At 45.5% G+C, this 21,085-nt stretch carries 18 protein-coding genes and 1 tRNA gene; 17 read left to right on the top strand and 2 right to left on the bottom strand.

The genetic code is table 11. From position 1 onward, the window contains the following. Window positions 1–110: 110 nt before the first annotated feature. The 12 genes from JW881_12290 (at window position 111) to JW881_12235 (ending at window position 13,873) form a co-directional block, all read left to right on the top strand. On the top strand, window positions 111–383 hold the full coding sequence (locus tag JW881_12290; GenBank protein ID MBN1698284.1) for a CRISPR-associated protein Cas2: 273 nt from the start codon (window positions 111–113) through the stop codon (window positions 381–383). A 227-nt stretch (window positions 384–610) separates the two neighbouring features. Further along, window positions 611–1,690: a peptide chain release factor 2 gene (gene prfB / locus JW881_12285; protein ID MBN1698283.1), complete on the top strand. Its 1,080-nt coding sequence runs from the start codon at window positions 611–613 to the stop codon at window positions 1,688–1,690. A gap of 71 nt (window positions 1,691–1,761) precedes the next feature. Then, window positions 1,762–3,234: a PEGA domain-containing protein gene (locus JW881_12280; GenBank protein MBN1698282.1), complete on the top strand. Its 1,473-nt coding sequence runs from the start codon at window positions 1,762–1,764 to the stop codon at window positions 3,232–3,234. A gap of 10 nt (window positions 3,235–3,244) precedes the next feature. Further along, on the top strand, window positions 3,245–4,132 hold the full coding sequence (gene ftsY, locus JW881_12275; protein MBN1698281.1) for a signal recognition particle-docking protein FtsY: 888 nt from the start codon (window positions 3,245–3,247) through the stop codon (window positions 4,130–4,132). Beyond that, window positions 4,129–5,244: a hypothetical protein gene (locus JW881_12270; protein MBN1698280.1), complete on the top strand. Its 1,116-nt coding sequence runs from the start codon at window positions 4,129–4,131 to the stop codon at window positions 5,242–5,244. The genes ftsY and JW881_12270 overlap by 4 nt, the downstream gene beginning before the upstream one ends. Continuing rightward, on the top strand, window positions 5,241–6,530 hold the full coding sequence (locus tag JW881_12265) for an ABC transporter permease (GenBank protein MBN1698279.1): 1,290 nt from the start codon (window positions 5,241–5,243) through the stop codon (window positions 6,528–6,530). Before JW881_12270 ends, JW881_12265 begins: the two co-directional genes overlap by 4 nt. A 21-nt stretch (window positions 6,531–6,551) precedes the next feature. Continuing rightward, window positions 6,552–7,226, top strand: coding sequence for an ABC transporter ATP-binding protein (locus JW881_12260; GenBank protein ID MBN1698278.1), 675 nt, complete (start codon window positions 6,552–6,554; stop codon window positions 7,224–7,226). Continuing rightward, on the top strand, window positions 7,223–8,725 hold the full coding sequence (locus tag JW881_12255; GenBank protein ID MBN1698277.1) for an ABC transporter permease: 1,503 nt from the start codon (window positions 7,223–7,225) through the stop codon (window positions 8,723–8,725). The genes JW881_12260 and JW881_12255 overlap by 4 nt, the downstream gene beginning before the upstream one ends. 250 nt (window positions 8,726–8,975) lie before the next feature. Further along, a complete protein-coding gene (locus tag JW881_12250) occupies window positions 8,976–9,479 on the top strand; it encodes a UvrB/UvrC motif-containing protein (GenBank protein ID MBN1698276.1) in 504 nt (167 codons plus the stop codon). A 2-nt stretch (window positions 9,480–9,481) separates the two neighbouring features. Continuing rightward, window positions 9,482–10,528, top strand: coding sequence for a hypothetical protein (locus JW881_12245; protein ID MBN1698275.1), 1,047 nt, complete (start codon window positions 9,482–9,484; stop codon window positions 10,526–10,528). 82 nt (window positions 10,529–10,610) lie between these two features. Continuing rightward, on the top strand, window positions 10,611–13,121 hold the full coding sequence (locus JW881_12240; GenBank protein MBN1698274.1) for an ATP-dependent Clp protease ATP-binding subunit: 2,511 nt from the start codon (window positions 10,611–10,613) through the stop codon (window positions 13,119–13,121). 128 nt (window positions 13,122–13,249) lie between these two features. Next, window positions 13,250–13,873 (top strand): hypothetical protein, encoded by a 624-nt coding sequence (locus JW881_12235; protein MBN1698273.1) that lies wholly within the window; start codon window positions 13,250–13,252, stop codon window positions 13,871–13,873. Between the two features lie 158 nt (window positions 13,874–14,031). Here JW881_12235 and JW881_12230 read toward each other — a convergent pair whose 3' ends face one another. Together JW881_12230 and JW881_12225 are read right to left on the bottom strand one after the other, a co-directional pair. Then, entirely contained in the window at window positions 14,032–14,961 is a 930-nt protein-coding gene (locus tag JW881_12230) for a hypothetical protein (protein ID MBN1698272.1), read from the bottom strand. 384 nt (window positions 14,962–15,345) lie between these two features. Further along, a complete protein-coding gene (locus JW881_12225) occupies window positions 15,346–16,056 on the bottom strand; it encodes a PilZ domain-containing protein (GenBank protein ID MBN1698271.1) in 711 nt (236 codons plus the stop codon). Window positions 16,057–16,319: 263 nt separating this feature from the next. On the opposite strand from JW881_12225, the gene JW881_12220 reads away from it, so the two are divergent. From JW881_12220 to JW881_12200, 5 genes are all read left to right on the top strand, one after another. Continuing rightward, window positions 16,320–18,629, top strand: coding sequence for a chemotaxis protein CheA (locus JW881_12220; protein MBN1698270.1), 2,310 nt, complete (start codon window positions 16,320–16,322; stop codon window positions 18,627–18,629). 18 nt (window positions 18,630–18,647) lie between these two features. After that, window positions 18,648–19,979, top strand: coding sequence for a chemotaxis protein CheW (locus tag JW881_12215; protein MBN1698269.1), 1,332 nt, complete (start codon window positions 18,648–18,650; stop codon window positions 19,977–19,979). Window positions 19,980–20,013: 34 nt separating this feature from the next. Next, a complete protein-coding gene (locus JW881_12210; GenBank protein MBN1698268.1) occupies window positions 20,014–20,478 on the top strand; it encodes a chemotaxis protein CheX in 465 nt (154 codons plus the stop codon). A gap of 11 nt (window positions 20,479–20,489) precedes the next feature. Beyond that, entirely contained in the window at window positions 20,490–20,930 is a 441-nt protein-coding gene (locus JW881_12205; protein ID MBN1698267.1) for a response regulator, read from the top strand. Between the two features lie 70 nt (window positions 20,931–21,000). Further along, window positions 21,001–21,075: transfer RNA gene (locus JW881_12200), tRNA-Val, on the top strand. Window positions 21,076–21,085: the final 10 nt, after the last annotated feature.

Below are 21,085 nucleotides of genomic sequence, written 5' to 3'. Positions count from 1 at the left end.
ATCCATCAATATTATTATAACATTTTCCGGTGTCTATGGCTACAATCGGGAGGCGTGAAAAAAAAATCCAGCAGATTGATTTAATGATTGTAATGATGTAAACTCCATCCATGTTTGTAGCAGTTTCCTGTGATTTTTCAAACGAAGATCATAGAGATCATGTTTCCGATCTGCTCATACAATATGGATTCAAACAGGTGATGGAAGGCCTTTTTGAATCAACGACGATTCCGGAATCTCATCTGGCGAGACTCAAGAAAGATATTGATTCTGAAACGGATTCGTATGATATTATCCGTATATATCAATACCCTTTTGAAGATACCCTTGTCATTTCCGCCCTTGAAAGAAAAAAATGGCGCAAGATGAGAATCGTGGTATAGACCGGATGACGAAGCTTAACGTATCGGTCGAACCGTGCATTGAATGTTACATCCGCAAAGGGTCGTCTTGTATCGTCCGGAACGGGTATGCCCGGTATCATACCTTAAAGGGATGATTTTTATTATTTTTACTATATCGGGATTTTAGGATAGGGTGTCTTCGTCGTAAGGATGACCATTAATTTTAAGGAGGAAAAGAATGCTTTCCGAACTGCAACAGAAAATAGATAGCCTTCACCACGATATCGAGGAAGCCTGGAGGTATCTTTGACTTCGATGAGTTGAGAGAAGAAGTCAAAAAACTCGAAGAGGAAACGACCAATCCGGATCTATGGCAGGACCGGGAACGGGCGGAAGTGATACTGTCAAAACTCAAAAAGAAAAAAACCAGGCTTCAGCGTTGGGAGAGTGTGAGAAACGAATTCCAGTCACTCAGGGAATTGTATGAACTTGCCTGCGACGAACAGGACGAGTCGCTGGAAAAGGAGATAAGCCATGCGCTCAATCGTATCGACAAAGAATATAAATCCGCCCGTATTTTCGAATTCTTGAGCGATAAACATGACGATGCATCGACCTTTCTCACGATTCATTCGGGTGCCGGCGGTACCGAAGCGTGTGACTGGGTGAGTATGCTTTTTCGGATGTATATCCGGTGGGCCGAACGCCACGGCTATAAAACGGAGATTATCGATATACTGGAAGCGGAAGGCGGAATTAAGAGTGTCCTCCTCGAGGTAAGCGGCGAATACGCCCATGGATATCTTAAAACCGAAACCGGCATTCACCGTCTTGTAAGGATTTCCCCCTTTGATTCGAATAAACGGCGCCACACCTCATTCGCGTCCGTCTTCACCACCCCCGTCATCGATGATGATATCGAGGTCGATATACGGGCGGAAGACCTCAGAATCGATACCTATCGTGCTGCCGGTGCGGGAGGACAGCACGTCAACAAGACCGATTCAGCCGTCCGGATCACCCATATCCCGACGGGAATCGTCGCCCAGTGCCAGAACGAGAGAAGCCAGCACAAGAACAAATCGATGGCGTTAAAGGTACTGAAATCGAGGCTTTACGAACATTATATGGAAGAAAGGGAAAAAGAAAGGGCCGAGAAGGAACAACAAAAAAAGGATATTGCCTGGGGAAATCAGATACGTTCGTATGTTTTTCAACCCTATACCCTTGTCAAGGATCACCGCACGAAGCATGAAACAGGAAACATACAGGCGGTGATGGATGGGGAGATTGACGATTTTATCGAGGAATATCTCAAATTTATGGTCAGCGGGCAGAAGGTGTAGGCCGTGGGGCGTGACCGGTTTTTTTCTTTTCAGGCGGCAATTCACAGTTGAAGAAATCGGGGTTATATATTATGCTAATACCGATGTTGTGTAAACGGACGACGATTGCGACCTCTCTGTTTGTTTTTATAAACGCCGCCTTTCTTTTGCAGGGAGAAACCTCACTCGAAAATTCAGAATTGTATCTGCCGGAGAATACCGGCTATACCGTTGGTTTTTGTATGTTCTCCGATCTCGATCTCTCACCGGAAAATATTCATCTTAAACAAAGCATCCCGATGCTCCTCAAAGAAGACCTCGAGTCACTCGAAAAGCATGTTGTCAGTGTCCTGCAGGAAAAGGCGTATCAAAAAAATATTCTCCTCGACCGAATCCGCACACTCAACAGGCAACTCATCGATCTGCAAAAAACAAAAGACGCGATTCTGTTCGAAAACGTCATGGAATCGAAAAAAAAGGCCGCATTGGAAGAAACAGAGAAAAAAATCGGGGATATCATCAAAAAAATCGGGGAAATAAAAGAGACCGATCCGGCCGGGATTACAATACCCGAGGAGCTTCGCATTCAGATAAAATCGGGAGAAGGCGCGGGACTTCTCCTCGATCCGCCTTCATATTCGGCATTACAATATACGAAAACGCACGGTATTGATTTTCTTGTTTATGGACATGTCGAAGAGATTTTCGGGTATCTTTTTATTTCCATTTCGGCCTTTGACCGGCTTCTGGAAGAAAAGGTCTTTGATTACGATATCACCCTTTCACCCGAAGAGGTATATCCCGCCCTTGACGATATAAAAAGGGAGCTGTCACTCCTTATTTTGGGCAGGGAATGGGCCGGTCTCGTCGTCATTCCCGATCCACCGACGGGTTTCGTTTATGTGAACGATGAGTTTGCAGGAATAGGAAAAACGGAAGTCAATTATCTAAAGCCCGGTAAAGCAGAAGTCAGAGTAACGCACCAGGATTATTTCGAGGAGAAAAAAGAGGTAAATCTTGTTGCTTTCGAAGAGAGCGAATGCGTAGTATCGCTTACCAGAATAGCGTCGGGCAACGTATTTATCGATTCTATTCCCGAAGGGGCGAATGTGTATGTCAATTCGGTATGGCGTGGGATAACCCCGCTTGCAGTCGAACGTTCGTTACATCTGTTGCGGATCGTGATTAAAAAAGACGATTTTGACGAAATTTCATTTCATATCGGGGAAAGCGGAGAGGCTTCGATCAATGTCGAGCTGACCAAAAGCGAGATAAGCGGCGAGCGGCGGCAGGAATTAAAAAGGGATAAATTTTATACCGCCCTCGGATATTTCTTCGTTTCCATTCCGTTCCCGGTGTTTTTTAAAGGTCTGGCGGATGATTACGGGGATATACGCGATTATCGTGCTTCGTCGGGTACCGACGAATACAAAAGGGCAAGCATTATGCAGGATGCCTTTTTGATATCCCATTATGGAACCCTTGTCGTCACCGGGGCGCTTTTTATCAATCTTTTCGTCAACCTGATCGATTATATCGGTGCTGCGGACAGGCCGATAGGATGAGGAAACCGGCATGCTAAAGAAAATGAGTCTTGCAGAAAAAATAAAAAAGGCCCTCGGTATCGGGAAAGACTTTGATGCGCTTTGTGAGGATCTCGAAGAGGTTCTGATATCAGGCGACATCGGTCCGCGGGTCGCAATGGAGGTGATCGACCGGCTCAGGGAAAAAGTGAAAAAGGAAAAACTGAAATCGGTTCCGGAGCAGCGGGAGGCCCTCCGGGATATTATCGCCTCATATATCAAGGTCTATTCACTGGTTCCGGAGAAAAACAGACTCAATTTTTATTTGGTGCTTGGTGTCAACGGGGTGGGAAAAACGACCACCATCGCAAAAATGACGGATTATTACCGGAAACACCATAATATCGGGGGGATCCTGTTGAGCGCAGGGGACACTTTCCGGGCAGCGGCAATCGAGCAGCTTTCCCTTCATGCGGAGAGACTCAATGTGAAGGTTGTCGGTCAGGAAAAGGGCGCCGATCCCGGTGCCGTTATTTTCGATACGATCACACACGCGCATGCAAGCGGCAGTGAACTCGTCCTGGCGGATACCGCGGGGAGAATGCATAACAAAGCGTCGCTGGTCAGGGAACTCCAGAAAATCGACAAGATAATTCGCGGGAAAATCGCAAACGGCTATTATAGAAAAGTGCTTGTTCTCGATGCGACAACGGGACAAAATGCGTATAATCAGGCGGAGACATTCAATGAGGCCATCGGTATCGATACGATTGTTCTCGCAAAATACGACTCGACGGCGAAAGGCGGTATCGTTCTTTCAATCTCTCATACGCTCGGTATTCCGTTCTCGTTTATGGGGACCGGAGAAAAACTCGATGATTTTATCCCGTTCGACAAACGGGTGTATCTCGATTCACTGATAGGAGAAAGTGCACGGTGAGGAAACATCTCGCGCTTCCATTCTGGCTCGCGATATTTCTTTTTACTTTTTGCCGAAACGCCTTCCCCGCAGAAATTCGCTTTTTCCGCTCGAATGATATCGGGATGAAATTTGAAGAAATAGATGAACGGAATATTTCCGGGTTCTCCTATATTCTTGAAGTTGAGAAGTCGGGTGAAACGGAAACACGTCGTCTTTTTTCCGGGGAAAAAGAGGTCAAGCGGTGGGAACTTGCCTTTTACAACAATATGAACATCAGGGAAGAAAGAACATTCATCGATAACAAGACCGACACGATAAAACTCTTTGACAGAAAAGGCCGGCCGACGGAGGAACAGGTCTTCTCTGATGCATCAATGGTTCAAAAAACGCGCTACTTCTATTCCGAAGGCCAGACCATGAACCGTTCGGAGACGTATGATCCGGAAGGCGGCCTTCTGTATCATGAAGAATATGAGTATTCGGAAAAGGGAAAATTGCGGAATGTCAGGCGTACCCGGAAAGACGGAAACACCGATGTATCTTCATACATCTACGGTGAGGGGCGTCTTGTTTCCGAGGTGTTCGAAAGCGGCAATGAAATTAAAATCGTGTGGTTCAATTCGTCGGGGATGATTAATAGAAGCGAGGTGTGGCGGGATGATAAGCTGATCAGGAAAAAAATCCTGACCTATAGCGGCACAGAGGGGATTCTGACTGAAACGCAGGAAGAGGACCTTCTTGAAGGACTGAGTTATACTATTTTTTTCAATAAGGAGGGAAAAATGAGGAAACAGGTCGTGAAAAAAAAAGATAAAGTTGTTGAGGAGCTTATCTATTCCTATGATAATGAAGGACGCCAGAGTAAAACCGAGAGAAAGAGTGGTAACGGCCTCGAGGAGTGGATTTTTTCTTATAACACGAAGAATGAACTTGTCAGGGAAGAATATTATAGAAAAGGTGTTATCGAAAAACAAACGATTTATTCGGATGAAGTATCCTATGTGGAGGAATTGTTCAGAAAGGGTGAATTGGCGATACGGATCCATTACGATGACGGAGAAAAAGTGAAGGAAGAGTTTATTGACGGAGGTAAGGTTATTCGGGAGCGGACCTTTATTGACGATAAATGAATATTCGTTTTATACTGTTTGTCGCCTTCAGGTATTTCAAGGAAAAGAGAAAAAGTAAACGAACTGCTTCTTCCGTCCTCTCGAGCACCGGCATTGCGGTCGGCGTCATGACATTGACGGCGGTGATCGGTGTGATGAACGGATTTCAGTTGAGTTTTATCGAACCGTTAATCAACATCGGCTCATTTCATATACAGATCTCGGGCGGACCGGTCATGGACGAAAGGAAAACGGAGATGATTCGCGATATCGACCAGGTGGAAGCGTTGATCCCCTTTTCTGAACACCAGGCATTGATCGAAGGGAACGCGGCATGCATTCTGAGAGGAATTCCCGCGAACATAAATGAAATCGATCCTTCTTTTCAGGAGAGTTTCGATACCGATTTTAATCTGATACCGGGTGAAACCAGTATCGGGGAACCGGACACGATACTCCTCGGCTATTTGCTCGCCTCACATCTCGGTGTTCACCCGGGCGATTCGGTTTCAATAACGACCTTTCCCGGTAATTGGTCGTCGAAAAAGAATGTGACCGGAACCTTTCAAACGTGGTATCATGAAATCGACAGAAATTGGGCGTTTATTTCTCTCGAGACCGCTTCCGGTATCGTCGAAGGCGGAAAAGATCCTTCGCTGATCTATGGGGTCAAACTGAAAAACAGATTCGGCGATCGAGAAGCGGTCATGAGAATAAAAAAGATTCTGGAAGGTACTCCGTACGTTGTCCGCTCATGGCGGGAGTTCAACAAGACCTTTTTCAACGCCCTCCTGATGGAAAAAATCCTCATGATGCTGCTTATCGGTCTCATATTTATCGTTGTGGGTTTCAATATTTTTCATTCACTCAAACGCTCCGTATTCGAACGAAAGGAGGAGATCGCCGTTTTCAAGGCACTCGGGGCTTCACCGGGGGGGGTGAGAAATATATTTATTTTTGAAGGATTTCTTATCGGTATATCAGGATGTCTGGTCGGGGTGATTCTGGGCCTTGTGGTCACCCATAATATCAATGAGCTTTTTCGATTGACCGAGTTCCTCATCAATGATATCGTCTTTGCGAATCTCGAAAAATTGCTTTCATTTTTCCTTCCCGACCTCAGATTTCAACGTGTTTCAATCTTTTCGCCTGACGTATTTTATATTAAACAGGTCCCGGTACGGGTTTTATTACCCGAAACCCTTTTTATTTGTTTTTTTTCCATGTTGAGTTCGACGGCCGCCGCATGGTTTGCATCCGGGAAGGTCGTCTCAATCAAGCCGGCCGAGATTTTGAGATATGAATAGAGTGCCGAAAAAGGGTGGTGTATGGACGTACTTGTCATTGATTCAATAAAAAAGATCTATCGGATTGGAAGAGAGACAATCGAGGTATTAAAAAAGATCGATCTCACCGTCTCCCCCGGAACGACAATCCTCATTACCGGGGAAAGCGGGTCGGGGAAAAGTACCCTTCTCAATCTCGTCGGCGGTATCGATACCCCCACCGCAGGTCGGATCGTTGTGGGTGGGATTGATATTACCGCCCTTACCGAAGAAGAGATTACCACCTTCAGGCAGCGGACGATAGGGTTTATCTTCCAGTTTCATTTTCTTCTCAAAGATTTCAATGCGCTTGAAAATGTGATGATGCCCGCTTTTATCACGGGTATACCGCTAAGCAAAGCAAAGGAGCGGGCTGAAATGCTTCTTGATGAAGTGGGGTTATGGAACAGAAAGGATCATTATCTTGTCGAGCTTTCAGGCGGGGAACGGCAGCGCGTAGCCGTCGCACGGGCGCTGATGAACGATCCTCCCATTATCATCGCCGACGAGCCTACCGGCAACCTGGATGAAAAAAACTCGTCGATCGTCCGGAATATCCTTTTTGAACTTGTCGAGCGGTATCAAAAATCGATGCTGCTCGCAACACATGATATTGCCATGAAGGGTCGAGGCAATAGGCATTATGCGATAGAACACGGGGTTCTGGTCGAACGATGAAACTTCCGCTTTTTTTATTTCTCGGTCTGAGGGGATCGATACAACAGGGCAGAACAAGGAAAATACCGCAGCAGTTGCGCGGTGCGATTTTGGGGATCGGTTTGAGCATCATTCCGCTTCTTGTCGTTATTGTCATGACGAACGGTATGATTGAAGGGATCACGCGGCGGCTTATCGAAATTACCACCTGTCATCTGCAACTGTCCGTCAGAAACGCCTCGGAGGAGAGGCTCGCCGCTATCGCCGAAGAGATTCGGCATATTGACGGGGTATCGGTCGCTTTTATCGAACGAAGCGGATTTGCCCTGGTCCGGTCCAAAGACGACATCGGCGGGGTCACCCTGAGGGCGATACCGGAAACACTGTACTCAGATGATGCCGGCTTGCGGGAATATCTCGATGTCACTGAAGGCAGATTCGACCTGGGGCCGGTTCCTTGTATTATTAACGAAGACATCGTGCGGCGGCGTGTGTTCAAAGGCATCGATCCGGAAAAACAGCGGTTATTTCTTTCCGCCTACCGGTTCGATGATGCTCGGGGAGTATACGTTCTCAAAGAGGAGACGGATGGCCCGATACCGGAGAAACTCGCACGGCTGTTCTCCGCTTTGAGGTTTTATCCGATTCTCCTCGCACAGAGTCTGGCGGACACCCTTCACGTGAGCGTGGGGGACCAGGTCTTCGTTCTCTCTCATACGGATTTCCACTCAAACATTGTGATCAAATCGACACGGTGCATCGTCGCCGGTCTCGTTACCACAGGATATCAGGATATCGATAAAGTCCTCGCCTATGTTTCCGAAAGCGCCGGGAAACTTATATTCGGCGAAATGCAGTCGGAACAATACATCGGGATCAAGGTGGACGATCCTTTTTCCGGTTTGAACAGGATCATGGAGGATATAGACACTATTATATCAAATAATAAAATGTCCTTTTCCACGATAAGGTCCTGGTATCAAATGCAGGAGAATCAATACCGGTCTTTTTCTATTACAAAGGCGCTTCTGGTTTTTATCATGATTCTCATCATTCTGGTCGCTTCGGTGAATGTTTATTCGTCGATTGTCATGATCGTGATGGAGAAAACCCAGGAAATCGCGATTTTGAAAAGTATGGGCGTTTCGCCAAGGACGATTACCTTTTCTTTTCTCGCCGTCGGTACGTTGACGGGTTGTATCGGCACGATCGTCGGGTTGGCCGTCGGACTCCTCATCGCGCTCAACATCAATGAAGTGATCGGGGGTATTGAATGGATCGTCAACCGGTTTCTCGCTATATATCATATCATCATTTCCCCGTTTGTTTCGATCGATACTGCCGAAGCCTTTGTGATTTTTAACACCGATTTTTATCTGGAAAGAATACCGATCAATATTTCCATTATCGAGATATTTGCCGTCTGTTTTGTAACGTTATTGCTTTCCACGCTCGCCGCTTACCGGCCCGCCAGAGAGGCAGGCAGGATCAAACCGCTCGAAGTCATACGAAGGTATTGAAAGGAATATACCGGTTGCAGGCAGCGTTTTTACGCTTCTTCCGATCATTTTTATTGTGACGCCCTCATGTGACGTTTTTCGGGCTAAAATAACCAAAAAAGATATATTATGTATTTTTTTTTTTATTCTATTTCATCTTCCGCTCAAATATGGTATACTATTATATAAAATGTAAGGTATTCCGGGGCTTGTTTGAAGACGGATAATCCCCGGTGACAACAATATATCGATAAAGGAAAGTATCTATTTTATGAAATGTGAAATATGTAATAAAAACAGGGCAACGATTCAGATACATTTTGTTACCGACAACAATAAACGGCATTTCGCAATCTGTGAATCCTGTGCCCTCGTGACCGGGATTATGGGAAAAAAGGGCGATGAGAAAGAAATAAGTATTTCCAACCTTTTAAGCGGCGTTTTTGAGGCGGCGTTGAAAAAGAGTTTTTTCAAGGAAAAGCGTTGTCCCGTTTGCGGGAAGGGACTCGGTGAAATTCTAAAAGACCAGAAATGCGGGTGCAGCTCCTGTTATTCGGTATATCAAAAGGAAATACGAAGAAAATTAAAACAGTGTTACGGGCATACCCGCCATCACGGGAAATACCCGGAACGGCTTCTATTAATGAAACGGTATCTGTTCGACATCAGGGAGCTCAAGGAAAAATTAAAAATCGCGGTACGCAACGAGGATTATGAGAAGGCGGCTGAATTGAGGGACCGTATAATGAGTTTTCAGGATACAGGGCGGGAATGAAAATGAGTGAGTTCAATGAAATAATGACAAAAGCCGGATGGTTTTATCAAGGGGGACCGGAGAATGATGTTGTCCTCTCGACGCGTGTACGGATTGCCAGAAATTTGAATGATTATCCTTTCCCGGGGGCGCTCTCTCAAAAAGAAGAAAAAACGGTACATACGAAAATTATCACCGCATTCGGGAAGTTGCCGGAAAGCTCGAATTTTACGATATTATATCTTGATGAGTTGAAACCTGTTGAAAAGAAAGTATTGCTTGAGCGATGCATTATCACGCGGAACTATTGCGAAACGGGAAACAGGATTGTCGCCCTGTGTAATGACGGTGAAGTAAGCGGTATGATCTGTGAGGAAGATCATCTGAGATTATCATGTATCAAGGGGGGGCTTGTCCTCGATGAGGCTTTTAACCGGATCAATGAAATTGACGGACTGCTCGAGAACCATTTGCAGTACGCGGTCAATATCGAATGGGGGTATCTGACGGCCGGTTTCAGTAACCTCGGAACGGGGATGCGGGTGTCCGTGCTGATTCATCTTCCCGCCCTGGAACTCGCCTCATTGCTTGACGAAACACTCAATCTGATTGTGAAAAAGGGTTTTTGCGTGAAATCATTCGGCGATTTATGGAATCATTCTCCCGGGACGATTTTTCAGATTTCGAACAGGTTTTCTATCGGATATAAGGAAGAGGAGATAATCAATTATATCAATGAGTTGCTCGTTCCATTAATCAGTCTGGAAAGAAAAACCAGGGAAGCCCTGTATATGAACAAAAAGAGGGAGATTGGCGTCAAGGTGAAAAAAGCCCTCGCGATACTCAGATATTGCAGGATGATACCTCTCAAGGAGGCAATAGAAGCCCTTTCCCTCATTCGAATGGGAATATGTATGGATCTTGTCGACGAGGTGACGCTCGAGGCAGTGACCGCACTTTTTTTTCTGATACAGGAATCGCATATTGAAAAGATGAGTAATGTGGGGATCAATGGAAATGCGGAGATTTCCGATACTTTAAGAGCCAATATCATTCGTGATATTTTATAGGGAGAATGATCATGGTGTTCATGATGTTGCCGGCCGCCAGGATTAACGGACCGGTAGAAGGAGCAGCGATAGAGGGGGGAATATGTTTAAGTTCAAAGGTCTGACCCAGCGGGCCCAGCGGGTGCTGACACTCCTTGCACCCGAAGAAGCGAAAAAAGTGAATTCCGAAAGAATTCAACCGGAACATATCGTTCTTGCACTGTTGAGGGACGGTGAAGGTGTTGCGGTTAAGGCACTGAAACGGATCAATGTCAATATCGCGGAGATGATTTTTGATATCGAGCAGAAAATACCGAAAGGTGAACATTCGACGGTCGTTACCGGCGAATTAAAACCGTCAAACCGGCTGAGACACGTTCTTGAGGATTCTTCGGAAGAAGCGCATAACCTCGGCCATGAATATATCGGCACTGAACATCTTCTTTTAGCCGCGGCAAAAGAACCGGGAAGCCTGACGAATAAGTATCTCACACAAAAACGTATAACGATAAATAATCTCAGGGAAGCGATATTCCAGATAAACGGTCCGGGCGGTGTTAGAAATTTCAGCACATACAAGAAAAAACCCCAAAGCACAATGGCCAGGAAAACGACACCGACGCTGAACGAATTTTCCCGTGATCTCACCTCCCTCGCGAGGGAAGGCGCGCTCGATCCGGTTATCGGCAGGGAAAAGGAAATCCAGCGTGTGATACAGATTCTCGCGCGAAGAACAAAGAACAATCCCGTCCTTATCGGTGAACCGGGCGTCGGGAAAACGGCGATCGTCGAAGGCCTCGCTCAGAGAATTATCGAAGGAACGGCTCCGGAAGTCCTCTTCGACAAGCGAGTCGTTGTGCTTGATCTGGCGTCGCTTGTCGCCGGGACAAAGTACCGGGGGGAGTTCGAAGAAAGACTCAAACGTGTCATGCGGGAGATTGTGACGGCAAGCAATGTCATTCTCTTTATCGATGAATTGCATACGATTATCGGCGCAGGAGGGGCGGAAGGGGCGATCGATGCCTCGAATATGCTCAAACCCGCCTTGTCGCGGGGAGAACTTCAGTGTATCGGTGCAACAACACTCAACGAGTATAAAAAATATATCGAACGGGATGCGGCGCTCGAACGGAGATTCCAGTCGATTTATGTCGACGAACCATCTGTTGAAGAAACGATAGAGATTCTGACCGGTATTAAGAACCGCTACGAAGAACACCACCATGTCACCTATACATATGACGCTCTTGAAGCCTCTTCGATTCTTTCTCACCGTTACATTACCGAACGATTCCTCCCGGATAAGGCGATCGACCTTATCGATGAGGCCGGTTCGCAGAAACGGATCAACAACAGCGTCAAACCCAAGAAAATCGCGGATCTCGAACAGGAGGTTCAGCGGCTTGTTACAGAAAAAACACGTCTCGTGAATAATCAGAAATACGAGGAGGCCGCTGCCATCAGGGACAGGGTAAAACAAAAACGGGAAGAACTGGAGCAACTCAAGGAGGAATGGGAGAATACCCTCAAAAATGAGGAAAATATCGTGGATGTCGAGGATATCCAGCGGATCATATCCGGCATGACGGGAATTCCCCTTATCCGAATCGCGCAGAGTGAGTCCGAAAAGCTTCTCCAGATCGAAGAGGAGCTTCATCAATCCATCGTGGGCCAGGATGAAGCGATCAAGGTGATCGCCTCGGCGATACGGCGGTCCCGGACGGGACTCAGTTCACCGAAACGGCCACGGGGTTCCTTTATCTTTTTGGGCCCGACCGGGGTCGGAAAGACATATCTGGCAAAACAACTCGCTGGATTTCTCTTCGGCAACGAAGATGCGTTGATCAGACTCGATATGTCGGATTTCATGGAAAAACACAATGTATCACGTCTTGTCGGCGCCCCGCCCGGCTATATCGGATACGAAGAGGGCGGACTTCTGACCGAAAAAATCCGGCGCAGACCCTACAGCGTCATTCTCCTCGATGAGATCGAAAAGGCACACCGTGATGTGTTCAATCTTCTGCTGCAGGTACTCGAAGAGGGGCAGCTTCAGGACAATCTCGGACACACGGTGTCCTTTCGGAATACGGTCCTGATCATGACCTCGAATGTCGGGACGCGTGAAATCAACAAGGATACCTTTCTCGGATTTCATGCCGACGGTAAAAGCGGTATCATGGGCTTTAATGAAATGAAAACATCCGCCATGAGTGAACTCCGCAAGATATTCAATCCGGAGTTTCTCAACAGGGTGGATGAAACCGTTGTGTTCCATGCCCTGAGCAAGGATCATATTTCCAAGATACTCGATCTTCTCATCGGAGAACTCGAGGAACGGCTTGCGCCGCAGGATATCGCGCTGCAGATCAAGAAGAAAGCGAAAGAGTTTATCATAGCCGTCGGCTTTGACGAAAAATACGGAGCCCGCCCATTGCGGCGAACGATACAGAAATATATTGAAGACCCCCTCTCGGTTGAAATGCTCAAAGGAAGATTCCAAAGCGGCAGTACCATTATTATCGATATAAAAAACGATAAGATCGTATTTCGGGCAAAAAAGAAGCTTATGCAAAGCGACAGTATGGAAGAACTCGAGAAGATATCGAGTTAGCGGCAAGGTGGAGGTAATATACGGCCTCTTATAAATTAATGAGAAAGAACCCGGCCCATTGAAAAAAAAGAAAGAAGAGCTATCATTGTAAAGGGATCAAGATACGCCGAATGAAAGGGGTTTTGTGAATGAAACGATTTCCGCTTGTTCTGACCGTTTTTATGCTTACCGGATCGCTTTTTGCCGGGTCCCCCCTGCAGCTTGCGGCCGGTATCAAAACCGGATACGTCCTTTCAGTATCCGGAAGCAAATACGAAATAATGGGAACAACCTATGAATCGTTACAGCTGCTTCACGATATTGTCGCGGGAGCCTATTTCGATGCCGAATTCGTGAGGATCGATATCGACTGGTCGATGATGCTCGCGGGCGGCTGGTTCATGGACGGCGATGAGATCGATCCCTATACCGATAATTTTATCTCCTTTATCAACGCGACACTCCTCCTGAAATATCCGATCAGCCTGGGCGGAGTCAAACTGTGGCCTGCGTTCGGGGCCAGATACGCCTTCTGTATCGGCTATACGCTGGACGGTGACAATTACCTCGAATCCGACGACACACAGTTGAACGATATCTATATGTGCGGCGGATTGGGGCTCGACATTCCCGCCGGGCCTCTCGCTATCACTCCGTTCGTTCTTTTTCATTACAATATCACGCCGAACCCGGAGAAAGACATCGCGATACCGGGGATGACGATAAGCTGGTTCGATATCGAAGCCGGAATCGGTGTCGCTTTTTTATTCTGAATATTCGGTGAATACGGCTTGAGCGTCGCCGCTTTGATTTCATAGAAGCGATTAGCCGCCCGCGAAGCGCTTGTTCCGCAAAAAGCGTTATTTATCCGGTTATTAAAATAAGCATATTTCGATTATTGAAGGGCCTGCCGCTGCTACTGACCACCTTTTTATTCGATGATTCTCGATTGGATTATTTTGTCGAAATTGATTCGCATGGCAAGATATGCCTTGAATGCATAGGGGATTGTATCCATACCGAGCATTTCTTCCTGGCCGAAGGAGTAAAGGGTATTGTCGATGTAGAGTGAATAAAAGAGGGCTGGGTTTGCGTATACATCGATACCGATACCAAAGAGAATGGTGTGAAGATCGTTGGTGACGACATCAGGGGCCATGATGTATGATTTCGAGTAGTGCTGGTAGGAAAAAACAAGATGGAGATGGTACGGAACATTTTTCTTGAATATGGTTGTTTTCAGCGAATAGTCGGTTAATTCATCGACGAGTTCGTATGTGGTGCCGGATTCCGTTTCACGCTCGGTAAATTTTTTGGATAACATCGAAAGGGTACAGATCGCATTCGGCACAAAAAACCCGAAACTCATATCCGTTCTTTCCTGAAAATAATCATTGTCATGCGTGAGGTGGACATCTAGTGTTTTGTCGACACGGAGATCTGCAAATAGAATACCGGGAAACTCGATTCTGACGATGGACGAAATCCCCGGTTCGATGTATGGAAAAACGTTTGAATTTAAAAAGCCGAAAAATGGTCCGACACCCATAACGAATATGCTTTCGGTATAATAGAAATGTGTGTATGATATATTTTTAAGGATGGCATCCGAATAAACCCCTGTCTGGAATTTAAAATTGTCCGAAAACTGATGTGTATAGGTCAGTGAAATTCCTTTATCCCAGTAAAAAAAATTGGGTAATTCCATTTGATCCAGAAATTCGCTGTTGGTCACCTGGTAATCGGGAATATTCAGACTACCTATTCTGTATTCTATACCGAGTTCATTTGAGACGAGCGGAAAAGAGGCAAAGAAAAAAACGACAATTACAATTATGGATGACAGCAGCCGCTTATTCATGGTTAATACTCCGTCCTGCAAAGAATAGAAAAAGCACCGATTACCTGTTTTCGATCCCGGATGCATTGATCGTATCGCATGTATATCCTCGCTTATTTATTATATCCTCTTCATGATTGTTTCACAACCACTCATAAGGATGATCTTCTGCGAAATACCGCATAAACCTTATCCGTCTGAGATATACCGGTTATCATTGCCGTTCAATCCCGGCCTGAAATACCGTGGATTGACGGCCCCTATTTACTATATTACTACGAATTTAAAAAAAATCAATGGATATCTTCCGGCACAGGTTAAAAATGAAATGAGATTGCTTATAAATTAATAACCGGATATGATAAGGATTTATAAGGTTATGGTATATCCGCTATCGGCCGGCCATTAGTCGGAAATTCGCCTGAATATATAGCGGGCAATAATTATTTTCTCGATTTCGGTAAGCGAGATAAAGCGGATAATGATGACATCTCTTCGCTTTTCGACAATATTGCCCTGAATCGTCATTTCCCTGAAATCAAGGTTGAGATGAAGATCGATAATGCGGGCGCCTTTTTTGAGGGGTAAAGGCGGAACGGACTTTAGCAATGCAATTGCTATACCTTCCATACTGAGATTAATGATTTTCCCGTAGAGAAGCCCCGGGTATTCTTTCAATCTGAAATCGGTACGGAGAAGCTCATCCGAAGCCGGAATAACCCGTAAATAATTTCTCTTTTCGTCTCCTTTGAAAATAATTTTCGAAAGTATTGATTTCAGCTGAATGAAGGTGTTTTCTTCATGAAACGGTTTGGAAATATAGCCGATGATTCCAGGACAGACAATGTTCTCCTTCAGATACTCGCCGGACGATGCGGAGTGGAGGATAGTCCTAAAAACTCCCGTTGTGCGAATGTGTCCTATTTCCGATATAAAGTGAACACCCTTCGCTTCATTGTCGTCGACATCGATAATTCCCGTATCGATTTCCGGATGCGACCGGCAGACATCCAGTGCGGTTTCGGCATCGGATGCGGGGATTCCTCTGACACCGCAGGAGAGGAGCATATAGCAAAGTGTGTTGGCGATGCCGGGATTGACATCCAATACGATCATCTTCAAGCGGAAACCCCCATCGTTTTTGTAACCGGTTTCAGGACTCAAACCACGTCATGATGTATCGTTATTGAACATGGCCGGAAAAGCGGGACCGTGTCCGGTCCATCAGAACAGGCTGTTTTCTCTCTTTTCCGGATTTTTTTTTAAGAAATGATGTCACATCCTCCGGCTAATCAAAATTTTAAATAAAAAGTTATATTTGTCAATCTTGTAAAGATTATCTATTGACTTTCAGTCGGGAATTGATAAAAATATTATTAATGAGTGACTATCTGGATCCCACGAATAAAGAACTGCTTAAAGATTTTTTTGATGAAGCAGAACTTCAGGTAGAATTGCTTGAACAGAATATTCTTCTTCTTGAGAACGATCCCTCAAACAGGGATGCGATCGATGAAATATTTCGGGCGGCCCATACACTGAAAGGCGGGTCCGCGACAGTCGAGATGCAGGAAATCACCCAATTGACACATCTGATTGAAAACGTACTGGATGAAATGAGAAGCGAAACGCTTAAAGCCGGCGAGTATGTGGTCGATATTCTTCTCAAATCAATAGACATTATCAAACAGATGTTACGGGAGCGGCTTGCAGGAAGAATATTTGAAGAGGATATTTCCGCGCTGGAAGATGAACTCAACGCGCTTCTGGGAGAGGGCGGGGAAAAAGATAAACAGAAAAAAAAGAAAGAAAAGAAAGCCCGCCCGAAAGAAAAAAAGAGCCATAAAGAACCTTCCTATCAGGAATCTGATTTGACCGAGTATGAACTGCTCGAACTCCGGCAGTCAACAGGTGAAGGGGAAACCCTTTATCAGATTACCGTTCAATTTGACAAAGATGCCGTTATGAATACGGTCGGCGGCATACAGGTTTATGCCGCTCTCAAGGAAATAGGGACGGTGATCAAAACGAATCCGGAGTTCGAACAACTTTACAGCGACAGATTTTTTCCGTATGTCGAGTACTACATTTCGACAAAAGCGGGGGCGAATCAACTCGAGTATATTTGCGATATGCCGGATATCATCAAATCGGTAAGAATCATTAAATTGAAAGAAACCGCTTCGACGGATGAGGAAATGAATGAATCCGGTGAGGGAAGTTTGACGGGGGGGGAAGAGAAGGCAAAAGCTTCTGAGGCAAAGACAAAATTATCCGATATAAGGAAAATCACAAAGTTCAGTTCGGTCCTCAGGGTGGAAAGCAACAGGATCGATGCGCTGATGAATCTTGTCAGCGAGGCGGTCATCACAAAAGCGACATTTAATCAGATCAGCAGCGATTACAATAATTTATTACTTGATCTGCAAGAGGCAACCGGAAGGATTAACGCGAGAATCAAGGAGTTTTTCAAATCATTACCCGAATATATGGAAGCATATAAATCAAACGGAAAAGACCTCAAAGCCGTTACGCGGGAGGTTATGAACAGATTCGACAACCTTCCTTCGGATTATATCGCCTTTGAATCTGCGCTGAAAAATACGATCGGACAATTTCACACGACCGCACAAAGCCTCGGCAGGATTACCAATGAACTTCAGGAAGGCGTCATGAAGATCAGAATGGTTCCCGTGGAACAGATTTTCTCACGGTTCCCACGGCTTGTCCGCGATCTTTCACGGGATTTGAACAAAAATGTAAAGTTGAAAACGGAAGGAGAAGAAACGGAACTCGATAAATCGGTTATCGAGGATCTTATCGATCCGCTTATTCATTGCGTCCGAAATTCCCTGGATCACGGTATCGAATCGGAACAGGAACGGATCAAGCAGGGGAAACCGCCGGAAGGTACTATCCTCCTTAAGGCAATGAATGAGGGGAATATGATTATCATCGAAATCTATGATGACGGACGGGGGATTGACGTCGATGATATACGAAAAAAAGCGGTAAAACTCGATCTCATTCATCCCGATAAACATCTTTCGGACATCGAGGCTTTTAATCTGATATTTCAACCGGGCTTTTCAACCGCGGAGAAAGTGACTGATGTTTCCGGCCGGGGGGTCGGTCTGGACGTGGTAAAGAAAAAAATCGAAAAACTCAATGGTAACGTGAGCGTATGGTCAAAAATCGGAGTGGGAACAAAGTTCACGATAAAACTACCGCTTACCCTGGCAATTATTCAGGGTTTGATGGTCCGCGTGGGAGGGGAAGTCTATGCAGTACCGATTACATCGGTCATCGAGAGTCATCGGATAAAACCGGAGGAGATAAAGCTTATTGATAATTATGAAGTGTTCAACCTCAGGGAAGAGGTGATATCGATCGTGAGACTGAACAGGATATTCAAGATTCAAACGGATGAAACCAAACCGCATTATTACCTTGTTCTTGTGGGTTCGGAAAATAACAAGGTCGGTCTTATGGTCGATTCCCTGATCGGTGAAGAGGATATTGTCATAAAACCGCTCAAGGACAAATACTCGAACTCGCCGGGAATTGCGGGCGCGACAATTCTGGGAGACGGAACAGTATCTCTTATTATCGATGTCAGCCAGCTTCTCGACCTTGACGTACAGATCGAAAAGACCAAACGGAAGGAACGTGAAGCGAAAATATTGTAGGCGTATGAGGATGATTGCATGAATTCAATGACCGAAGAACTAATGGAAAAAGAAAATGCTGAGCAGAAACGTAGAATAGATTTCAAGATGGTGACATTTTCACTGGCCGGCAGGGATTACGGTGTCGATATCATGAAGGTCAAAGAGATTTCAAAAATCAGCCGGTTTACCTATGTTCCGAATACATATCCTTTTGTGCGGGGCGTTCACAACCTCAGGGGGGAGATAATCTCGATTATCGATATGCGAACGATGTTCAACCTCGATATCAAGCAGGATAAAAATGAAAAGGGCAAAAGCGCGATTGAAAACGTCCTTATCCTGAAGTTGAAAGATTCTCTGCTTGGTGTCATCGTCGATTCGATAGACAAGGTTATCGGTATTGCATCGGAAATGATTAAACCCCCGCCCGCTCTTTTTACGGACATAAACATCAAGTACATAAGCGGTGTTATCGAGTATGAGGATAAGCTTTATATTATTTTGGACAGTGATCGTATTTTCAGCGGTGAAGATCACCGGATAGAGTATGAGACCTTCGAGGAAACCGAGCCTGTTTCGGAAAATATCGAAAAAGAAGTGGTAGTTCGGGAAAAAGAAGCACCGGAGTTCGGTTTTATCGTCGAAACACTCGCGACATTCAGACATTTTTATGTGACGGGATTGAATCTCGATTGGGTAAGCGAACGGTTTAAAGAGTGGAGTGCGCTCTGCAAGAGTAGCGGAAGGGAAGTGCAGCTGAGAAATGTCGAAGATGCCGATGAGTTCCTCAAGCCTTTTTTCTCGCCATATACGGGAAACCTCTGGCAGCGTGATTATATGGAGGTTTTTTCTTCACTTCTCCCGGAGAGACCGGGTGGTACGATCGCTGTATGGAATCCGGGCTGTGGAAAGGGATTGGAAACGTATTCACTTGCCTGTATTCTGCGTCATAAATACCCCGAGGCGCGGATCAAGGTGTGGGCAAACGATAACAGCCTCATTGAAATATCCACGGCGCCGAATATAGTGCTTGCTGATGAGGATATTCCGGATTATATTAAGGATGGTGGGTATATCGCAAAAACAGAGAAAGGATCGCGATTTACAAAAGAAATAGAAGATATAATTCTGTTCGAATATCATGACGTTTTGCACGAGAATGCGATTCCGCTGGTCGATATTATTGTCGCGCGTGATTTCCTCTCCTTTTTAAAGCCGGATAATCAGGAAAAAATCGTGGCGGAGTTTAAGGAATTGTTGAAAGCGGATGGTATGTTATGTTTGGGACAGAACGAACGTCTCGTATCTCCCGAGTGGAAAGCGATCGAAGAGAAAGTTCTCACCGTATATAATAAAACGGCGGAATGATGATTAGTTCGAGAAGTGAGGAGGAACGTGTTACATGAGAATTGAATATATCAATCCCTTTGTTGAGGCGACATTCAACGTGCTGAAAGAGGTGCTCGAGACTGAAATTACGCGGGGGGAATTATATTTGAAAGCGACATCACAACCGGTCCTTGGAGTTGCGACAATCGTCGGGCTTGCGGGAGATGTCGAAGGGCGTGTTCTCATCGATATGTCCGAGGAATCGGCACTGGCGATTGCATCCAGTATGAACGGCGAAAAACTGACTCAATTGAATGAACTTGTAAAAGCGACAATAGCGGAGCTTGCAAACATGATTGTGGCGCAGTCGGTAACGAAATTGTCCGAACTGGGATTCAAGTTCGAATTAACGCCCCCGACGGTATTTACCGGAGAAAGAATGGAGATCGCCAATTTTGAAGTAGAGGCGTTAATCGTTCCGATTGAAACGGGTTATGGAAAACTCGAAGTCAATGTTGCTTTGCGTGACAGGAGTTAGGAGGAAAGACTATGAAATCAAAAATAGAGTTTCCTAATATTAATGACAGAAAACCGGAAGGATTCAAGGAAGACGGAACACCTTTCAAAGTTCTTATTATAGACGACTCCATGTTCGTCACCAAACAGATAAGTCAAATTCTCACATCGGAAGGATTCGAGATCGTCGGGACCGCGAATGACGGGGCAAGCGGTGTTGAAAAGTACAAGGAGTTGTATCCAAATATCGATCTTGTGACGATGGATATTACCATGCCGAATATGGATGGTGTCACCTCTCTGGAAAAGATAATCGAGTTTGATAAAGAGGCAAAAGTGATCATGATAAGCGCGCTCGGCAAGCAGGATCTTGTAAAAAAGTCACTACTCGTCGGCGCAAAAAACTATATTGTCAAACCGCTTGATAGAAACAAAGTCCTGGAAAGGGTAATCACCACACTCAGAAAGCAATAAAAAAATCTTTTTTTTACTCAAGCATATTGCCAAACCGCCGGTATTCTGGTACTATTTTTCGATAATATATGGGCGGCTAGCTCAGTTTGGTTAGAGCACTAGCTCGACACGCTAGGGGTCACAAGTTCAAGTCTTGTGTCGCCCATATTTATTTT

It is taken from the genome of Spirochaetales bacterium, assembly GCA_016930085.1.
Taxonomy (GTDB): Bacteria; Spirochaetota; Spirochaetia; order SZUA-6; family JAFGRV01; genus JAFGHO01.
This window is presented reverse-complemented; position numbering and strand designations above follow the sequence as displayed.